The following is a 16,990-nucleotide window of genomic DNA, read 5'->3' as shown; positions in this document are numbered from 1 at the left end:
GCTCAGCGGTGGGCCGCCTGGGACTCGAACCCAGAACCTAAGGATTAAAAGTCCTCAGCTCTGCCATTGAGCTAACGGCCCGCTGAGCCACAGATTACCCGAATGCCTCCCCCTCGTCGGGTCCGCCTGCGGGCAGCCCTGGCCGGGCGTGGTCAGCCGTGCTGGAAGCCGTAGACGCCTTCCAGTCCTACGTGACGATCGCCCACAGCGGCTCGCGAGCACCAGCCCAGGGGATCTACGACTGCCTCGTCTCCCCGCGCTGCCCCGCCCAGGGGATCGTCCGGCAGGCGAGGGTGATCGCGCCCCAGGACCCCCAACTACCACTGGACGGGGTGGCCGTCACATCGCTTGTTGGTTGGTCTGGCGGGAAGCCCCACCAGGGTCACACGATCAGGATCAAGAATGATGTTGCCCAGCCTGCCTGCCCCGCCCGGATACCGGACGGGTATCCATCCGCTGCCCGCGTCAACTCATCGGGGAGGATGGCGCAAACTCCACTCGGGGAGGCGATCGCGATCTTGGATCTGTCGTGCGTGTTCTGCTCGGTGACGGCGGGCGTCACCGATCCTGGGGTCTGTCTTGCCGTCAACGACGAGTTCGTCGTCTTTCCGGCCCTGCACCAGCGGCCGGACAACCGGGGGCACATGCTCCTCGTCCCGGCAGATCACTACGGCGGCATCGCCGACGTGCCGCCCGGGAAGGCGATCCCCATGCTGGCCGCGCTCCAGGCAACGACGCAGGCGGTGAAGGCCGCGTTCGGTGCCAGCGGGACGACGGTTCGGCTCAACCTGGGACCTCCCGCTCAAGACATCCCGCATCTCCACTGGCACATCATTCCGCGGTACGTGGGCGACGACTTCAACAGCGCCAAGTCCTCCGAGGTGCCACTGAGCGAACGCTTGCAGCTCACGGCGAAGCTCGGCCAACACCTTGTCACCCGGGCTTCGGCCCCGGGTCCATGAGCGAACGTCGCCGACGAACAGCACCACACCAATTCGCTCTACGGTTGCGTCCACGGAAGTGGTGTACGACTTGCCCGTGTTGGGCGTGTTGCGTAGATGAGAGACGGCCATCGCGTCGATCCTTCAAGACGACCAAGTCAGAGAAGGAAGAGAGAACGCGATGGCCGCTTCAGAGAGTGTGAACCCCGTTGACCTGCTGCGCGAGCAGATCGAGGGCGCGTCGCCGGACGTGTTGCAGGCGATGATCAAAACGTTCGCGCAGGCGGTGATGTCCGCCGAGGCCGACGCGATCTGCGGCGCCGGTTACGGACAGCGCAGCGACGAGCGGGTCAACTCCCGCAACGGCTACCGGCCTCGGGAGTGGGACACCCGGGCCGGCACGATCGACCTGGCGATCCCGAAGCTGCGGCAGGGCTCCTACTTCCCGGACTGGCTGCTGACGCACCGGCGGCGGGCCGAGCAGGCCCTGGTCTCAGTGGTCGCCACGAGCTATCTGCTCGGGGTGTCGACGCGGCGGGTGGAGAAGCTGGTCGAGCAGCTCGGGATCCGGCAGCTGTCGAAGTCGCAGGTCTCGGAGATGGCCGCCCACCTGGACGCCCAAGTCGAGGCGTTCCGCAACCGGCCCCTCGACGCCGCCCACTACACGTTCGTGTGGACCGACGCGTTGACGATGAAGGTCCGCGAGCACGGCCGCACCGTCAACGTCCACGCTCTGGTCGCCGTCGGGGTCAACGCCGACGGCCAACGTGAAGTCCTCGGCGTCGACGTCGCCTCGGACGAAGACGGGGCCGGATGGCTGGCATTCCTGCGGTCCCTGACGGCCCGCGGACTGTCCGGCGTCCAGCTCGTCATCTCCGACGCCCATCGCGGCCTCGTCGCAGCGATCGGCGCCGCGCTGCCCGGCGCCGCCTGGCAACGATGCCGCACCCACTACTTGCGCAACCTGCTCACGAAGGTCCCCAGATCGGCGCAGCCGTGGATCGCCACCCTCGTCCGCACGATCTTCGACCAGCCCGACGCCGACGCCGTCCACGCCCAGTTCCGGCGGGTCGTCGCCACGATCGAAGCGAAGTTCCCCGCTGCGGCCGAACACCTCGACGCCGCCCGCGACGACCTGCTCGCCTTCACCGGCTTCCCCCGCGAGATCTGGCGCCAGATCTGGTCCAACAATCCCCAGGAGCGGTTGAACAAGGAGATCCGCCGCCGCACCGACGTCGTCGGCATCTTTCCCAACCGGGCGGCGATCATCAGACTCGTCGGCGCGGTCCTGGCCGAGCAGACCGACGAGTGGACCGAAAGACGCCGCTACATGGGCCTGGAACTCCTCGCCAAAGCCCGCCTGATCACCGTCGACACCCGCCAACACGACACCGACCAGCCCAACGCAGCACCAATCGCCGCATAGCATCAGACCGGATCACGCGATGGCCGTCTCTTACACCACCAGCGCGGACGTGACCCGCTCTACCCGACCTGCCGGGCAAGCATGAACACACCGGCTACCCGGTGCGGCTGGCGTAGAGAATGGCGCTGAACAGTGAACAGTTGCCGTGCGCCGCTGCTTCAGCATTCCGGTTACGGCAGGTTCACGCAGGTAGGGCACTACGTCTCGCCTCGGGAGCTCCGGGCGCGGATATCGGTGAGGCTGACCGCCGCTTGTTCGGTAGCCTGCTATCCGTGGCCAATTCCGATCTCCGCGTTCGCTTCGCACCCTCCCCGACGGGCATGTTCCACGTGGGCAACGCCCGGTCCGTCCTGTTCAACTGGGTGCTGGCCCGACAGTCGGGCGGGACGATGGTGCTGCGGATCGAGGACACGGACGCGGCGCGGAACCGCCCGGAGTGGGTCCAGGGCATCCTCGACGCGATGGAGTGGCTCGGCATCGGCCCAAGTGAGTACGAGGGTCCGCTGTTCCAGTCCGACTACGCACCGCACCATCGGGAGGCCATCGACCGGCTCCTCGCCGCCGGGCTTGCCTACTACTGCGACTGCGCCCGGGACCAGGTCATCGCGCGGACGGGCAGCGAGCACAAGGGCTACGACGGCTTCTGCCGGGACCGTGGCCTGACCGCCGGAGACGGTCGCGCTCTGCGCTTCCGTACGCCGGACGACGGCTCGACCGTGATCGTCGACCTGGTACGCGGCAAGCCGACCTTCGACAACAAGCTGATCGAGGACTTTGTGATCGCCCGTGGCGACGGGTCGCCGGTGTTCCTGCTGGCGAACGTGGTCGACGACATGGTCATGGGCATCACCCACGTGATCCGGGCGGAGGAACACCTCCCCAACGCGCCGAAGCAGCAACTGCTGTGGGAGGCGCTGGGCGCCGAGCCCCCGGTGTGGGTGCACGCGCCGATCCTGGTCAACGAGAAGCGGCAGAAGCTGTCCAAGCGCCGGGACCGGGTGGCCCTGGAGGACTTCCGCGCCGAGGGGTACCTCGCCGCGGCGATGCGGAACTACCTGATGCTGCTCGGGTGGGCGCCGTCCGGTGACCGCGAGATCCTGCCCTGGGACGACATCGTGGCGGAGTTTCGGCTGGAGGATGTCAACCCTTCTCCGGCGTTCTTCGACGTGAAGAAACTGCGGGCCTTCAACGGGGACTACATCCGGGCGCTGTCGGTGGAGGCGTTCGTCGAGGCGTGTCAGCCCTGGTTGAGCGCCGAGGCCACGCCGTGGCGGGCGGAGGCGTACGACGCGAAGGCGTTCGCTGCGGTCGCCGAACTGGCGCAGACCCGGATAGCGGTGCTTTCCGAGATCGTGCCCATGGTCGACTTTCTGTTCCTCAATGAGCCGGTCACCGACGAGGCTGCGTGGGCGAAGGCCATGAAGGCCGAGGCCCCGGAGCTGCTGGCCGCCGTGGTCGAGGCGTACGAGACGTGCGAGTGGCAGACCGAGGTGCTCAAGTCGACGCTGGAGGTGATCGGCGCGGAGCGCGGGCTCAAGCTCGGCAAGGCCCAGGCACCGGTACGCGTCGCGGTGACCGGCCGCACCGTCGGGCTGCCGCTGTTCGAGTCGATCGAGATCCTCGGACGTGAGCGAACCGTGGCTCGCCTGCGAGCCGCCCTCGACCGCCTGAGCTGACCTCTTCGCGAGCGGCGGATCGATTCCGCCGGTCAACCTGGTCGTCGATCGATCCGCTCCCCGAGCATTCCCCCGGCAGATCCGCCTCCCGCGTGAGGGCGGATCGGAGCGAGATTGGCGTACCCGCATGGATCTTGAAAAGCTGTTGGCCGAGCGGCTGGCGCAGGCGTTCTCGGCCGTGGCCGGCGGGCCGGTCGACCCGGTCGTGCGGCGGTCGCAGCACGCCGACTACCAGTCCGACGCCGCCCTGGCCCTGGCGCGTCGGCTCGGCCGCCCGCCCCGGGACATCGCCGCCGAGGTCCTCGGCCGGGTGGCGCTGGCGGATCTCTGCGCGGCCGTGGAGGTGTCCGGCCCGGGGTTCATCAACCTGACGGTCGCCGACCCGGCTCTCGGCACCCTGCTGTCGAGGATGGCCGCGGACCCCCGGCTCGGCGTCGCGGTGAGCGCCGCTCCCGAGACGGTGGTCGTCGACTACTCGGCGCCGAACGTGGCCAAGGAGATGCACGTCGGGCACCTTCGATCGACCGTCATCGGCGACGCCGCCGTGCGGCTGCTGGAGTGGCTCGGGCACCGGGTGATCAAGGCCAACCACCTGGGCGACTGGGGGACCCCCTTCGGGATGCTCATCGAGCACCTGCTCGACCTGGGCGAGTCGGAGGCCGCCCACGAGCTGTCCGTCGGGGACCTGGACTCGTTCTACAAGGCGGCCAGGGCGAAGTTCGACGCCGACGACGCGTTCAAGGAGCGGGCCCGGCGGCGGGTGGTCGCCCTGCAGGGCGGCGACGAGCTGACCCTGCGGTTGTGGCGGCTGCTGGTCGCCGAGTCGGAGAAGTACTTCCTGACCGTCTACGACCAGCTCGGTGTCCTGCTCACCGAGCAGGACTTCCACGGTGAGAGCTACTACAACGACATGCTCGCCCCGGTGACCGAGGAGCTGGACCGGCTCGGGCTGCTGCGGGACAGTGGCGACGCCGCCTGCGTCTTCCCGGAGGGCTTCACCGGCCGCGACGGGCAGCCACTGCCGATCATCGTGCGCAAGCGCGACGGCGGGTACGGCTACGCGGCCACCGACCTCGCGGCGATCCGGCACCGGACCCGGGACCTCGGCGCGACCCGGCTGCTCTACGTGGTGGGCCTGCCGCAACGCCAGCACTTCGAGATGGTGTACGCGGTCGCCCGGCACGCCGGCTGGCTGAGCCCGCCCGCACGGGCCGAACACATCGGCTTCGGCTCGATCCTCGGCCCGGACGGCAAGATGCTACGCAGCCGGGCCGGCGGCTCGATCAAGCTCGTCGGACTGCTCGACGAGGCCGTGACCAGGGCCGCCGAACTGGCCCGGCAGAAGAACCCCGACCTGCCCGAGGCGGCCGTCGCCGACGTCGCCCGCGCGGTCGGCATCGGCGCCATCAAGTACACCGACCTGTCCACCGACCGGATCAAGGACTACGTCTTCGACTGGCAACGGATGCTCTCCCTCGACGGCAACACCGCCCCGTACCTCCAGTACGCCCACGCCCGGATCCGGTCCATCTTCCGCCGCGCCAGCATCGAGCAGCTCACCGCGGCACCGATCTCGATCACGCACCCCGCCGAGCACGCCCTCGCCCTCGAACTGGTCAACTTCGGCACCGTCGTCAGCGGTGTCGAACAGACCCTGGAGTTCCACCGACTCGCCGGCTACCTGCATACCCTCGCCGCCACCTTCAGCGGCTTCTACGAACGCTGCCCCGTCCTGCGCGCCGCCAGCGAGGTACGCGACAGCCGGCTGGCCCTGTGCGACCTCACCGCCCGGGTCCTGCACCGAGGCCTGCACCTGCTCGGCATCACCACTCCGGAACGCATGTAGCCGATCGTCGGCCCAACCATGTTTGCTCGCCGGCCGGCAGGTCTACTCCCGAGCCAACCCCGCACCGAATCGCAACTTCCGCAGACAGGCGCGGGACCGGGTGCCGAATGGCGGTGCGAGGCGGCCGAAGTTGGTGCCGAGTATCTCGTCGCTGAGCCGGAAGACCTCAGGTGCCCATGGTCCGACCCGGCCACCGCCTGGGAGCCGGGCGGTGGCAAGGGCCGTGGTCAGCAGCCAACCTCGTGGAGACGGGGTGATGACGAGACTTCCGTCTGCGTCGTTGCCTGCGGCGGGGACCAGCCGGTCGCCATCCCAGCGAACCCATGCCTTCCGAGGGGCTCTCTCGTCTGCGGACGTGGCCGCACCGAAGATCGTGCAGGTGCTGCCGATGGAGAACACGCCCTCCGCGAGTTGCGCGACCGCGCCGGTGTCGGGTTCGTTTCCTTCCCGCGCGAGCAGGTTGACCGCGTGCAGCAGGACTCGGCGGTCCGACGCTGTCGCTTCCATGGCGGAGGTGAGCCGAGCGTTCAAGTCGGTGGGCTGAAACCCCGTGCGGGTGAGGATGCCGTCGACGGAGAAGCCGCCACGGTAGCCGAGGCGATCGCGCAGACCAACCCCGATCCGTTCGGTCTGACTGACAAGGTCGACCGTATCGCCGAGCATCGGAACGGCGCCGGCGCACAGGAAGGTCCCCTGCTCGGGGCGGGGAAGCGTCACAAGTTCCATGGGCGGAAACGGGATGACCGTGGTGGCGAGGGTCAGCCCGTGCAGGCGTACCGGGATTCCTTCGAGAAGTGGCATCAGCCGGACGCGCCAGGTTCCGGGTTCGGGGGTGGGGATGGTCGTCGGTGGTGGGCCGTCGCGCCACCACCAGATGCCGTCGCCGCCAGCCGATGGTGCGGCACCCCTGGGCTGGAAGGAGCAGACGACTCCGGCTCCCTGGTCGACGCTCGCCCCGAGCATCGCGAGGTCAGCGGTACCGTCACGGACGATCGACGGTGCGCGGGGTATCCCGGCGGCGTCCCAGAGCGTGTCGACCACGGTCTTGTCCTCGAACAGCCGCCACGCGGGCTGTCTGACGCCGAACCGTCGCCGGCCCCCAGCTTCGAGCGGATCGAGCGGGTCGGGCAGGACGAGCGTCGCGATGCGGTCGGGGTCGAAGGCGTCGGCCGGCCCGGCGAGCCAGCCGGAGCCGTCGAGTCCGCCGACCGCGCGATGTTGCCATGCGAGGTGGTCGGACGCGCCGCGCAGCGTCCGGGGTCGGACGTCGGATGGTGCGTCGTCCAAGGCGATGGCGAGGCACCGGGCCGGGCCGAGCAGTGCCTGCCAGGCTTCCGCGTCGTCGGCGCGTCCGCACACGACGATCAGTTTGCCGTCGGGTAGTAGCCGGTTGATCAGTAGGCCGGGCCTGCTCATCGGCGTCGCCGCCATGGCCGGTCTGTTCGGTGCAGGATCAGGTTCGCTGGTGTCTCGTGGACGAGTTCGTAGGTTTCCTGGCCGAGGTGGCGGTGGATCGTCTGCGGGTGTCGGTCGGGGTGGTCATCGTCGAACTCGATGACGACGACGCTCGGTCGGTGCCGGGTGTGGTCGAAGGAGTCCCAGACGTCGAGTTCGGCGCCTTCGACGTCGATGCTGAGCAGGTCGATCTGGTCGATGCACCACTGGTCGAGGAGGTCTTCCAGGGTCCGGCAGGCGACGAGGATCTCCTGGTAGTCGGTGCCGCGCCGTTGTAGGCCGGACCAGGAGGGCTTGTGGGCGTACATGCCGAATGGCCAGAGTCCGGGGGTGGCGGACACGGCGCAGGTGTCCACGGCGCAGCAGCGGTGCCGAAGGCGCTGGTGGTTGCGAGGGTCGGCGTCCACGCAGAGTCCGCGCCAGCCGCGGTTCTCGAAGTAGAGGCTGTTGCTGCCGCGTATGCCGTCGCCAGCGCCGATGTCGACGAACACTCCGTGGGCCGGGAGGTGGTAGTTCTCGGCGAGCCAGCGGTCCTCGCCCCACTGCGAGTGGTATGGCGCGGGTTGGGTGTAGGGCAGCACCGCCGTCATCCCCTCCACCGTTCGATCATGTCCGGGTCGCGGGCGCTGGCGCCGAGCATGAGGGTCTTCATCGCGGTGTCCCGTGGTTCGGGTGGGCGGGGCTGTAGCCGAGCACGAGCAGCCGGCGTGGGTGACCGGAGGTGTTGGGTCCGCTGGCGTGGACCAGGGCGGCGTCCCAGATCAGGACCGTGCCGGGCGCGGCGACCAGGGTCACGGCCGTCGTGTCGGGGGCGGCGGCGTCGGGTACGACGGGCCCCTGGTTGTCCGTCGGGATCATCTCGATGGCGCGGCGGTGGCTGCCGGGCCAGACCCGCAGCGCGCCGGCCTTCTCGGTGCAGGGGTCGAGGCAGACGGCGACGGTGAGCACCCGTGGGTAGCCACGTGTCGCGTAGTAGGCGGCGTCGGTGTGCTTGCGGACCTCCTCGCCCAGCACCGGCAGTGCCGCCCAGCCTGCGGTGACGTCGACGGTTTGCTTGTACATCAGCTTGTTGTCCATCAGCGTCGGGGGCGCACCGAGGAGGTCGGCGACGACGGTGCGCAACGCAGGGGCGTCGGCCACCGACGTGGCGGCGGGGGACAGGTCGACCACGGGCTTGACCTTGAGGATGTACGGCTTGCCGCTGGCTAGGCGCCACCAGGTGACGCGCGGGTCGAGCGTCCTGGAGGCCACCATCCGGGCAAGTCGGTCACCGAGAATCTCGTCGGCCTTGACGCGGAGGCCCTGGATGGCAGCGGGCGGGATCAGGTCCGGCAGGACGAGGTAGCCGTGCGAGGCGAACCGGTCGATCTGCTGCGCGGTGACCGCCGGCGCGATCGGGGTGGTCATCGAGTGCGGCCTTTCGTGGCGATCGGGATCAGGAAGTCGCGGCTGGGTTTGGTCCAGTGCGGTGGGGTCTGCTCGGCCGGCATGGTGTGCGGGTGGGTGGTCCACTCCGTGAAGTGCCGGTCGAGGACGGCGCGGCGGGCCGGGCTGATCGCGGTGCCGCTGTGGAAGAAGCTGAACCGGCCACCGGGGCGCAGGCAGGGAATTGCGACGTTGGCGACGAACTCGGCGAAGTCCGGATCGGCGTGGCCGTCCGGCGGCCAGGTGTCGTACATGATCGCGTCGAAGGCCTCGATTGGCAGCGTCACGAGCTGCCATGGGTCGATGTACACCCGCATGGGCGCGTCGAAGGCTTCGACCAGCCGCGTCCGAGCGGCCAGAGCCACGCCGGGATGCGGTTCGATCGCGGTGTACGAGCCGACCTCTCGCTTCGACAGTTGCGCGGCGAACACGCCGAGGCCGAGTCCCACCTCCAACACGTCGGGACGGCTGAAGCCCTCGGTGAGGCGGGCGACGTGCTCGCGCATCAGGTCGGCTTCGGCGAAGAACATGACGTACTGCGAGCCGATGCGGAGGCCTTCCGCGTCGATGACCGCAGGCTGATCAAGGAGGGCGGCGAGGTGTCGTTGGTGCACCTCGGACAGGATCTTCGTCGTCACAGGGCAACCCCGTCCCGGAACCGGGTCAGTGGCTCGGCGGCGAGGAACCGGGCGGCGAAGGCCGGGGCCCCGGCGATGGCGCGCCGCACCACCCCGTCGATCCCGGCCACGGTGGCGGCGTCGACCTCGCGGTCCACCGAGACCAGGACGTGGGCGGGAGCGCCGAGTTGGCCGCCGTTGCGGGCGGCGATGGTGACTTCGGCGTACGCCGACGTTTCGGCCAGCACCCGCTCGGCGGCCTCGGCGGCGAGCGCGGTGTAGATCTTGCCGGCGTGGTGCACCGGGTTCTTGCCGGCCGGCGCCTCACCGCTGGCCGGGCGGAGCGGCTCGATGACGCCGCTGTACCGGTTGCCACGGCCGACCGCGCCGCAGTCGCCCTTGCCGAGTGAGGTGCCAAACGGTGCCAGGTAGCCGCGGCCGGGGACGTCCTTGGTGTTGAGATGCAGCGACAGGCCGGTGACGTGCCGGGCTCGGGGCTCCTGGTCGAGCAGGGACTTCAGCTCGGCGGAGACGACGCTCTGCGCGTCGGCGAGCGCGGTCCGGTACGCCGGCCAGGAGCCGACCAGTTCGGGATGGAACGGCACGGCGGCCGTGACCTCCAACGCCGAGCCGATTCGGACCACCATGACCTTCACGTCGGTCCCGGCAGCCGGCACGGCCTGTCGAAACTCCTCGGCGGTGAGCCGGCGTTCCAGTCGGATCGCGAGATCGGCGGCGAGGCCACGCCGGCTGGTGCCGACGCAGACGACGGTGTCGTTGGCGACGGACTCGGTCGCGAGCACGGCGTTGATGTCCAGCGCCGCGTCCGGGCGGTAGAACCTCCGGTCGTGGTCGACGGCGGTGCCGCGTGTGTTGTTGATGTGCAGGCGGAGGTGTTCGAGGATGCGGCGCTCGCCGAGAGCGGCCGGGAGGACGTCGAGGACGACCGCCCGGAAGATCTCCTCGATCGGCACCTGCGTGGCCCCAACCTGGTCGGTGATCTTTCCGAAGAGGTAGCAGTCGGCGGGCTTGAGGATGTCGAAGCCACCGAAGCGGACGTCGGCGGCGGCGCCGACGAGGTTCACCTTGTCGACCCAGTGGTTGGGGATCGCGCCGAACTCGCGCAGGCACCAGGACGAGTATCGCCGGGAGAAGGCGTCGGCGACGAGGTCGGCGAGGCTGTCCGGGTGGCCGACGCCCTTGCGTTCGGCGACGTCGAACGGCTGGTCGTCCGGGTCGACGCAGGCATGACGGATCGCGATCTGCATGAGGATGCCCTTCGGGTCAGAGGTCGTCCGGGTCGACGCCCTGTTCGGGGCGGACGGGAGGATCGACGAGGTAGGACAGGCACTGCGACAGGACCAGCACCCGCTTGGCGGGACACGGCTCGTTCACGTGCGCGGGGCGGAAGGTGCCGTCGTAGAGGTTCCCGTAGCTGGTGGGCACGGAGGCGCACCGGCGTACGTCACCGGTGACGGTGACCTTGAACGAGGTGACACCGGCGGTGCACGCCTGGCCCCGGAAGGAGAGCATCCCGTCGAGGTAGGGCCGGTTGAAGACGTACTCGCCGGAGTTCGCCAGCACCAGTGCCTTCTGCTCGTCGGTGTAACCCTCCGGGTAACGGACGCCCTCGTACACGCCCTTGAACACCTTGGCCCGGACGTGGTCCACACCCAGCTCGCGCAGCCGGTCCAGGTCGGCGGCGAAGCGACCGAGCAGCGGCGGGTAGAGCACGTACAGGGCGGTCACGTCGAAACCCGCGCGCCGAAGGATCAGGTAGTTGCGGGCGTAGGCGTCGAGTTCCAGCCCGCGCAGCTCGCGCTCGGGCTGGTGGATCGCGGCGACGATCTTCGCCACCCGGTCCGCCGGGACACGCTCGGCGAAGGCCGCCACGTCGTCGGAGGCGAGGTTGGTGTTGATGCTGATGAAGTGGTTGCCGGCCAGGCCCCGGCACAGCTCGACGAAGCCGGGGAACATGAACGGCTCGCCGCCGGACATGTGCACCAGGCAGACCTTGCCCAGCTCGTCGAAGCGCCGGACCACCAGCTCCGGGGTCGGCTCGTCGAGGTGCTTGCGGTTGAGCACGTAGCGGATCTGCGGGTGGCAGTACTCGCAGAAGAAGTTGCACCTGTTGGTCAGGTGCCAGTCGAACTCCCACTCCCACGGCGCGCGGGCCTGGGTCATCGCTGAGGTACGCATCCTTGGCCTCCGTCGGACTCGGACGGATCCGCAGTCGGACAACTGCTTGCGACTCAGTCCAGCAGCCACCGCGCCCAATCGACCGCAAACGATGCCGTGAACAGCGGGAACGTCGCCGACCTTCGCGTGAACCCCGTGAACTTCACCGTCCGCCGCCGTTTCGGGGTAGGCGCTTCGTGAAGGGACGACTACCGTGCGACTGCGAGGCGACAGCGGGAGGTGTCAATGGTCCACACGCCGATATCCCTCGCGGACGCGCTGCGCCTTGCCGAGTGGGGACCCCGCCAGCTGGTGAACGCGATCAACGGCCACCTGTCCCGGCAGGGCCGCGACAAGTACCGGCTCGACCCGACGGCGGCGTACTCCTGGCTGCGTCGAGGTTTCCGGCCACGCCCGCCGATCCCTGACGTGGCGGCGGCCGTGCTGTCCGAACAGCTCGGCTTCGCCGTCACAGCCGCCCAACTCTGGCCGGGACGTGACGGCGGCGGAGAGGCGTGTCAACGCCGGCTGAACTTTGACCCCTGTGTTCCGGTCGAATGTTGACCCCCTTGCTGGTTGTTGATGTTCAGTCGTTGGTCTTGGTGGCTGCGGGGACGCGGCCGAGGTCGCGGTCTTTGAGCCGGTAGCTGTCGCCCTTCATCGAGATGACCTCGGCGTGGTGGACGAGGCGGTCGATCATGGCTGCGGCGACTACGTCGTCGCCGAACACTTCGCCCCACCGGCCGAAGGGTTTGTTGCTGGTGACGATCAGGCTGGCTCGTTCGTAGCGGTTGGAGACGAGCTGGAAGAACAGGTTCGCCGCTTCGGCTTCGAAGGGGATGTAGCCGACCTCGTCGACGATCAGCAGCGGGATCCGGCCGAGCTTCACGAGCTCGTCTTGCAGGCGGCCGGCGTGGTGGGCGTCAGCGAGGCGGGACACCCATTGGGCGGCGGTGGCGAACGCGACCCGGTGCCCGGCCTGACAGGCCCGGATCCCCAGGCCGATGGACAGATGGGTCTTGCCGGTGCCGGGAGGGCCCAAGAAGACGACGTTCTCCTTCGACGCCACGAAGTCGAGGGTGCCCAGGTGGGCGATCGTCTCCCGCTTCAGGGACCGTTGGTGGTCGAAGTCGAACTCCTCCAGGCTCTTGCGGGCCGGGAACCTCGCTGCGCGGATGCGGCCCTCACCGCCGTGGGCTTCGCGGGCGGCGACTTCGCGTTGCAGGCAGGCGGCGAGGAACTCCTCATGCGTCCACGACTCGGCCCGGGCCCGCTCCGCCAGGCGTTCGACGGAGGCGGCCAGGGACGGCGCCTTCAGTGCGCGGGTGAGGAACGCGATCTCCGAGGCGACGTTGCGGCTGGTCTTGGCGGCCATCACGCAGCCACCTCAACGTCCAGGCCGAACAGGCGGTCGTAGTCACTCAGCGGCCGGCGTTCGACCTGGGCGTCGACCGCGGTCGTCGGCTTGTGTTGGGCGGCGACGCGCAGGTCCGCGGCGGCTTGCCGGTGGGCGGGGTCGGTGATGCTCTGATGCTTGGCCCAGCAGCGGTCATGCCGGGCCACCGTCCGGCCGTCGCAGAACACCGCCACCTGGTCGCCGTCGGCGGTGACCTCGACCCGTCGCCCGACCACGGATGGGTGCACCGAGTAGTCGTTGCCGTCCACGCGAACGTAGTGATCGCGGGGCAGCCGAGTGGTCTGCCGCCAGCCGACCACCGGCGCGACCGGCGGCAGCGGCAGCATCACCTGCAGGTCGGCGTCCCACCGCTCAGCCGGCCGGCAGCCCAGCATCCGATGCTGGCGGTTGTTCGCCCGCACCAACCACTCGGACATCTGGACGTTGAAGTCCTGCGGTGAGGCGAATCGGCGTCCGGGCAGGAACGAGGTCTCCAGATAGCCGTTGGCCCGCTCGACCAGGCCCTTGGCCTCCGGGTCCGCCGGCCGGCACTGGATCACCTTGATACCGAGGGTCCCGCGGAAGGCGTTCATCGCCTCCGTCAGCTGAGGCCTGCCGCCCCGCCACTGCCCGACGGCGGACTCGTTGTCCCACACCAAAGCCTTCGGCACCCGGCCCCACCCGGAGATCAGCGTCCAGTGCCCGACCAGCAGGTCCGCCGACTGCCGCGACGGGATCATCACCGCCGACAGCCACCGCGAATACCCGGACACCATCACCAGCACCGGCGGCCGACCGACCTGCCCGAAGCCCAACGGCACGTCCGCTGGCGGGAACCACAGATCGCACTGCGCCAGCTCACCGGGCAGATACTCCGTCCGCTGCGCCGGGTCGGGTCGGCGGAACAACGGCCGCAGCTGCTGCACCCGATCAGCGAACACCGTCTTGCCGCGGGTCCACCCGACCCGTTCCATGATCACCGTCGTCGGCATGTCCGGGAACTCGGCCAACAACGCCCTGATCTGCGGCTCGACCGCGTCCACGATCGAACCCTTCGCCGCCCGCTGATAGCGAGGCGGCTCATGACTGGCCAAGGCCTTGCGCACCGTGTTCCGCGAGACACCCAGCCGCCGACAGATAGCCTTGATCGCCATCCGCTCCGCCCGGTGCAACCGACGGATCTCCGCCCAGTCCTCCACGCTCAGCACCTCCCGATGCTTCCGAAAGGGGTCAAGATTCAGCCGGAACCACGGGGTCAGTTTTCAGGCGGAGCCGACAAGGCGGCCCGTGACGCGGCCGGCAGCCTCGACGGCATCTCCTGCGTCGACGACCTGATCGGCCGGCTCAGCGATCTCAGCGCCACCGCCACGACACCACACACTTCGTTCGTCGGCTCCTCCGGCCCCGACCTGACCATGGCGGTGCTCGACCAACTCCGTGGCGCCGTTTTCACGCCACGCGACCACGCAGGCCGCGAGCGCGTCCTGCCTGAACAGGTCGAACTCATCTCCTCACACGTCTCCGCGCTACGACGCCTCGACGACCGGCACGGCGGCGGAGCCCTGAGCTTGCGGTACGTCACCGCCGAGATGAGAAGCGTGCTCGACCTGTTCCAGTACGCGAACTACGAGCCGAGAGTCGGCCGACAACTGCTCACCATCGTGGCCGACCTCGCCCAACTGCTCGGGTGGCTCCAGTTCGACTCCGGGCGCTACGGCCCCGCCGAGCGTTTCCTGCTGCTGAGCATCGGTGTCTGCCGCGCCGTCAAGGCCACCGACCGGGCTGCCAACGCCATCGGCATGCTCAGCTACGTCTCCGCCTTCGCCGGTCACGGCAACCAGGCGCTCCTGCTCGCCGAGGCCGCCGAACGAGAATCCGGCAGGGGCGATCCGGTGCTGCGTGCCCGCCTGCTCGGCAGGGAAGCCACCGCCGCCGCGGCCGACGGTGACCTGGCCCGTTTCCGGCGCAGCTCCGAGGAGGCGACGCGGCTGCTGACCGAACGCCAACGACGAGACACCCCGTCCTTCCTGTATTACCTTGCCCCCGCGCAGCTCGCCGCAGAGGCCGGCCAAGGGCTCGTCGCCCTCGCCGAACGGGCCACCTCCAACCGGAAACGCCTGCTCGGAGAGGCGATCGATACGCTCAGCGGCGCAGTCGGCTCGCTCGCGTCGGTCGGGACAGACCCACAGGCCACCGCCTACCCACGCTCGGCGCTGCTGCACACGACCTTCCTCGCGCGGGCGCACCTGCTCAACGGCGATCTCCGAGAGTCGGTCGACGCGATGCGCACCGCCGTCGGGCTGCTCTCCCAGGTCCAGTCGCCGCGAGGCCGCACCTACCTGCGATCGCTGCGCCCTGCCCTGGCCCGCCGAGCACGATCGGGTGTCGTTGCCGAGTTCCTTCCGCAGCTCGATGAGGCATTATCGCGTACATGACGATGAGGTCCCATCGCCCGCCGTCGTCGATCCACAAGATCGGCGAGGTGGAGGTGATCGCGCGCGCCTACGACCATCCGGACGCGGTACGGCTGTTAGCGGCCTTCTACCAGGAGCAGGTCGAACGCTACGGGTTCGCCGATCCCGTCGAGGCGGATCCGGCCGAGTACGCCCACCCCCACGGGCACTTCGTCGTCGCCTACCACCGAGGTGCCCCCGCTGGCTGCGGCGGCTACCGCTGGTACGAGCGGACAGCCGGCACCATCGAGATCAAGAAGCTCTACGCGCTTCCCGACGCCCGCGGACTCAGCATCGGGTCGACCATTCTGAGTTCGCTGGAGGAGCACGCCGGTGCTCGCGGCGCTCGCCGGATCATCCTGGAGACCGGCGTACGCAACCACGCCGCGATCCGGCTGTTCCACGCCATCGGATATCGCCCGATCGCCCGCTACGTTGCCATCCGCGATCCGAAGATCAACCGCGCCTTTGCCAAGTCGCTGGTCACCAGCGTCGAGGACGTCAACCGGAACGCTCTGCAAGGAAGCGCCTGATGAGCGCCGCCTCCCACTCGGGGGCGATGCCGTGCTCCGCGAAACGCTCGTGTGCGACGGGCTGGCCGCCGCCGGCGAGCCACTCCCACGTGTCGAGCACCGTCTCCGCCAATGGCCGTGTCCGTAGTCCAGTCGCCACCGCGCGGTCGACGCTCATGCCCCACGGCGCAGCCGCGTTCCGCCACAGCGGCAGCTCAGTCCACTGCGTCACGCCTTGGGCGACCAACCAGTCCTCGTCGACCCAGACCAGCTCGGCAGGCTCGACCGCGTCGTCAGCGACGACCTGCGCGCACGCGCGCAGCATGTCACCGTACGTCTCCCCGCCGGGAGGCGCCGCGACGTTGAAGACGCCGCGCGCTCCAGCCTCGACCTGGTAGAGCAGGAAGCGAGACAGATCTCGTACGTCGACCGGCTGGATCGAACGGTCCGGCGAGGGTGCCAGAACCCGACCACCGCGCCGCATCCGCCCCAGCCACCACGGCAGCCGTCCCACGTACTCGTAGCGGCCCAGAACGACGTGCGGACGCAAGATCAGCAGGCGATCGTCGCCGAAGGCACGGCGACAGGCCACTTCACACCCGACCTTCAGTGGGCCGTACGCGTCCGGATCCCAGGCACGCGTACCCGGGTCCAGATCCGGATCGCCGTCCCACAGCGCCGAGCCCTCGTCCACCGGGGCGTGCGGCCAATCCCGGTACGCCGAGATCGTCGACACGTACACCAGCCGGTCGGCAACATGGGCCAGGATCTCTGCCGAGGCGCTCACCACCGCCGGAACACTGCCCGCCGCATCGACCACGACGTCCCACGGCCCCTGTCGGGCCAGCCGCCGAAGGTCATCGAGGTTCTCGCGGTCCCCATAAAGCACCTGCGCATCGGAGTGCGTTGCGCCAGACAGACCGCGATGGAAGACCGTCACCTCCAGCCCCCGCTCGACCGCGTCCTCTACGACGACACGCCCGACGAACCACGAGCCACCCAGCACCAGCATCCGCACGTGTCTATCCTGCCCGCCGTTACCCTCCGGCTGGTATCGACAGCGCT

Annotated in this window: 16 protein-coding genes and 1 tRNA gene; 7 read left to right on the top strand and 10 right to left on the bottom strand. The window is 69.3% G+C overall.

Annotated elements, in window-relative coordinates; genetic code table 11:
* Nucleotides 1–9: 9 nt before the first annotated feature.
* Nucleotides 10–81: transfer RNA gene (locus tag HDA31_RS28515), tRNA-Lys, on the bottom strand.
* A gap of 77 nt (nt 82–158) precedes the next feature.
* On the opposite strand from HDA31_RS28515, the gene HDA31_RS28510 reads away from it, so the two are divergent.
* From HDA31_RS28510 to argS, 4 genes are all read left to right on the top strand, one after another.
* A complete protein-coding gene (locus HDA31_RS28510; protein WP_178062887.1) occupies nt 159–962 on the top strand; it encodes an HIT family protein in 804 nt (267 codons plus the stop codon).
* Nucleotides 963–1,122: 160 nt separating this feature from the next.
* Nucleotides 1,123–2,367 (top strand): IS256 family transposase, encoded by a 1,245-nt coding sequence (locus HDA31_RS28505; RefSeq protein WP_178062888.1) that lies wholly within the window; start codon nt 1,123–1,125, stop codon nt 2,365–2,367.
* Nucleotides 2,368–2,639: 272 nt separating this feature from the next.
* Complete coding sequence (gltX, locus tag HDA31_RS28500; protein WP_178062889.1) at nt 2,640–4,043, top strand: glutamate--tRNA ligase; 1,404 nt, start codon at nt 2,640–2,642, stop codon at nt 4,041–4,043.
* Nucleotides 4,044–4,170: 127 nt separating this feature from the next.
* Complete coding sequence (gene argS, locus HDA31_RS28495) at nt 4,171–5,889, top strand: arginine--tRNA ligase (RefSeq protein WP_178062890.1); 1,719 nt, start codon at nt 4,171–4,173, stop codon at nt 5,887–5,889.
* 42 nt (nt 5,890–5,931) lie between these two features.
* Here the strand turns inward: argS and HDA31_RS28490 are convergent, their stop codons facing one another.
* Genes HDA31_RS28490 through HDA31_RS28465 form a run of 6 tightly spaced genes read right to left on the bottom strand, consistent with a single transcriptional unit; the run spans nt 5,932 to nt 11,570 of the window.
* The gene (locus HDA31_RS28490) at nt 5,932–7,320 is read right to left on the bottom strand and encodes a hypothetical protein (protein ID WP_178062891.1); all 1,389 of its coding nucleotides are present in this window, start codon (nt 7,318–7,320) and stop codon (nt 5,932–5,934) included.
* Complete coding sequence (locus tag HDA31_RS28485; protein WP_221487871.1) at nt 7,302–7,934, bottom strand: FkbM family methyltransferase; 633 nt, start codon at nt 7,932–7,934, stop codon at nt 7,302–7,304. Before HDA31_RS28485 ends, HDA31_RS28490 begins: the two co-directional genes overlap by 19 nt.
* Nucleotides 7,935–7,992: 58 nt before the next feature.
* Nucleotides 7,993–8,751 (bottom strand): phytanoyl-CoA dioxygenase family protein, encoded by a 759-nt coding sequence (locus HDA31_RS28480; protein WP_178062892.1) that lies wholly within the window; start codon nt 8,749–8,751, stop codon nt 7,993–7,995.
* Nucleotides 8,748–9,407: a class I SAM-dependent methyltransferase gene (locus HDA31_RS28475; protein ID WP_178062893.1), complete on the bottom strand. Its 660-nt coding sequence runs from the start codon at nt 9,405–9,407 to the stop codon at nt 8,748–8,750. The genes HDA31_RS28480 and HDA31_RS28475 overlap by 4 nt, the downstream gene beginning before the upstream one ends.
* Complete coding sequence (locus tag HDA31_RS28470; RefSeq protein ID WP_178062894.1) at nt 9,404–10,654, bottom strand: methionine adenosyltransferase; 1,251 nt, start codon at nt 10,652–10,654, stop codon at nt 9,404–9,406. Before HDA31_RS28470 ends, HDA31_RS28475 begins: the two co-directional genes overlap by 4 nt.
* Nucleotides 10,655–10,670: 16 nt before the next feature.
* Nucleotides 10,671–11,570: a radical SAM protein gene (locus HDA31_RS28465; protein ID WP_178067016.1), complete on the bottom strand. Its 900-nt coding sequence runs from the start codon at nt 11,568–11,570 to the stop codon at nt 10,671–10,673.
* A gap of 240 nt (nt 11,571–11,810) precedes the next feature.
* Here HDA31_RS28465 and HDA31_RS28460 point away from each other — a divergent pair, with 240 nt between their 5' ends.
* A complete protein-coding gene (locus HDA31_RS28460) occupies nt 11,811–12,128 on the top strand; it encodes a hypothetical protein (protein WP_246384260.1) in 318 nt (105 codons plus the stop codon).
* Nucleotides 12,129–12,150: 22 nt separating this feature from the next.
* Here HDA31_RS28460 and istB read toward each other — a convergent pair whose 3' ends face one another.
* Nucleotides 12,151–12,939, bottom strand: coding sequence for an IS21-like element helper ATPase IstB (gene istB, locus HDA31_RS28455; RefSeq protein WP_178062895.1), 789 nt, complete (start codon nt 12,937–12,939; stop codon nt 12,151–12,153).
* Nucleotides 12,939–14,168 carry an IS21 family transposase gene (gene istA, locus HDA31_RS28450; RefSeq protein ID WP_178062896.1) on the bottom strand — a complete coding sequence of 410 codons (1,230 nt, stop codon included), beginning with the start codon at nt 14,166–14,168 and terminating at the stop codon, nt 12,939–12,941. Before istA ends, istB begins: the two co-directional genes overlap by 1 nt.
* A gap of 6 nt (nt 14,169–14,174) precedes the next feature.
* Here istA and HDA31_RS28445 point away from each other — a divergent pair, with 6 nt between their 5' ends.
* Together HDA31_RS28445 and HDA31_RS28440 are read left to right on the top strand one after the other, a co-directional pair.
* Nucleotides 14,175–15,395: an NsdA family TPR-like regulatory protein gene (locus HDA31_RS28445; RefSeq protein ID WP_178062897.1), complete on the top strand. Its 1,221-nt coding sequence runs from the start codon at nt 14,175–14,177 to the stop codon at nt 15,393–15,395.
* Nucleotides 15,392–15,946, top strand: a complete 555-nt coding sequence (locus HDA31_RS28440; protein ID WP_246384261.1) for a GNAT family N-acetyltransferase — start codon at nt 15,392–15,394, stop codon at nt 15,944–15,946. Before HDA31_RS28445 ends, HDA31_RS28440 begins: the two co-directional genes overlap by 4 nt.
* Here the strand turns inward: HDA31_RS28440 and HDA31_RS28435 are convergent.
* Entirely contained in the window at nt 15,915–16,937 is a 1,023-nt protein-coding gene (locus tag HDA31_RS28435; protein ID WP_178067018.1) for an NAD-dependent epimerase/dehydratase family protein, read from the bottom strand. The genes HDA31_RS28440 and HDA31_RS28435 overlap by 32 nt on opposite strands.
* Nucleotides 16,938–16,990 lie beyond the last annotated feature (53 nt).

The sequence above is a fragment of the Micromonospora carbonacea genome, from assembly GCF_014205165.1.
GTDB classification, from domain to species: Bacteria; Actinomycetota; Actinomycetes; order Mycobacteriales; family Micromonosporaceae; genus Micromonospora; species Micromonospora carbonacea.
The sequence above is the reverse complement of the archived record's forward strand: the minus strand, read 5'-3'. Positions and strand labels throughout refer to the sequence as shown.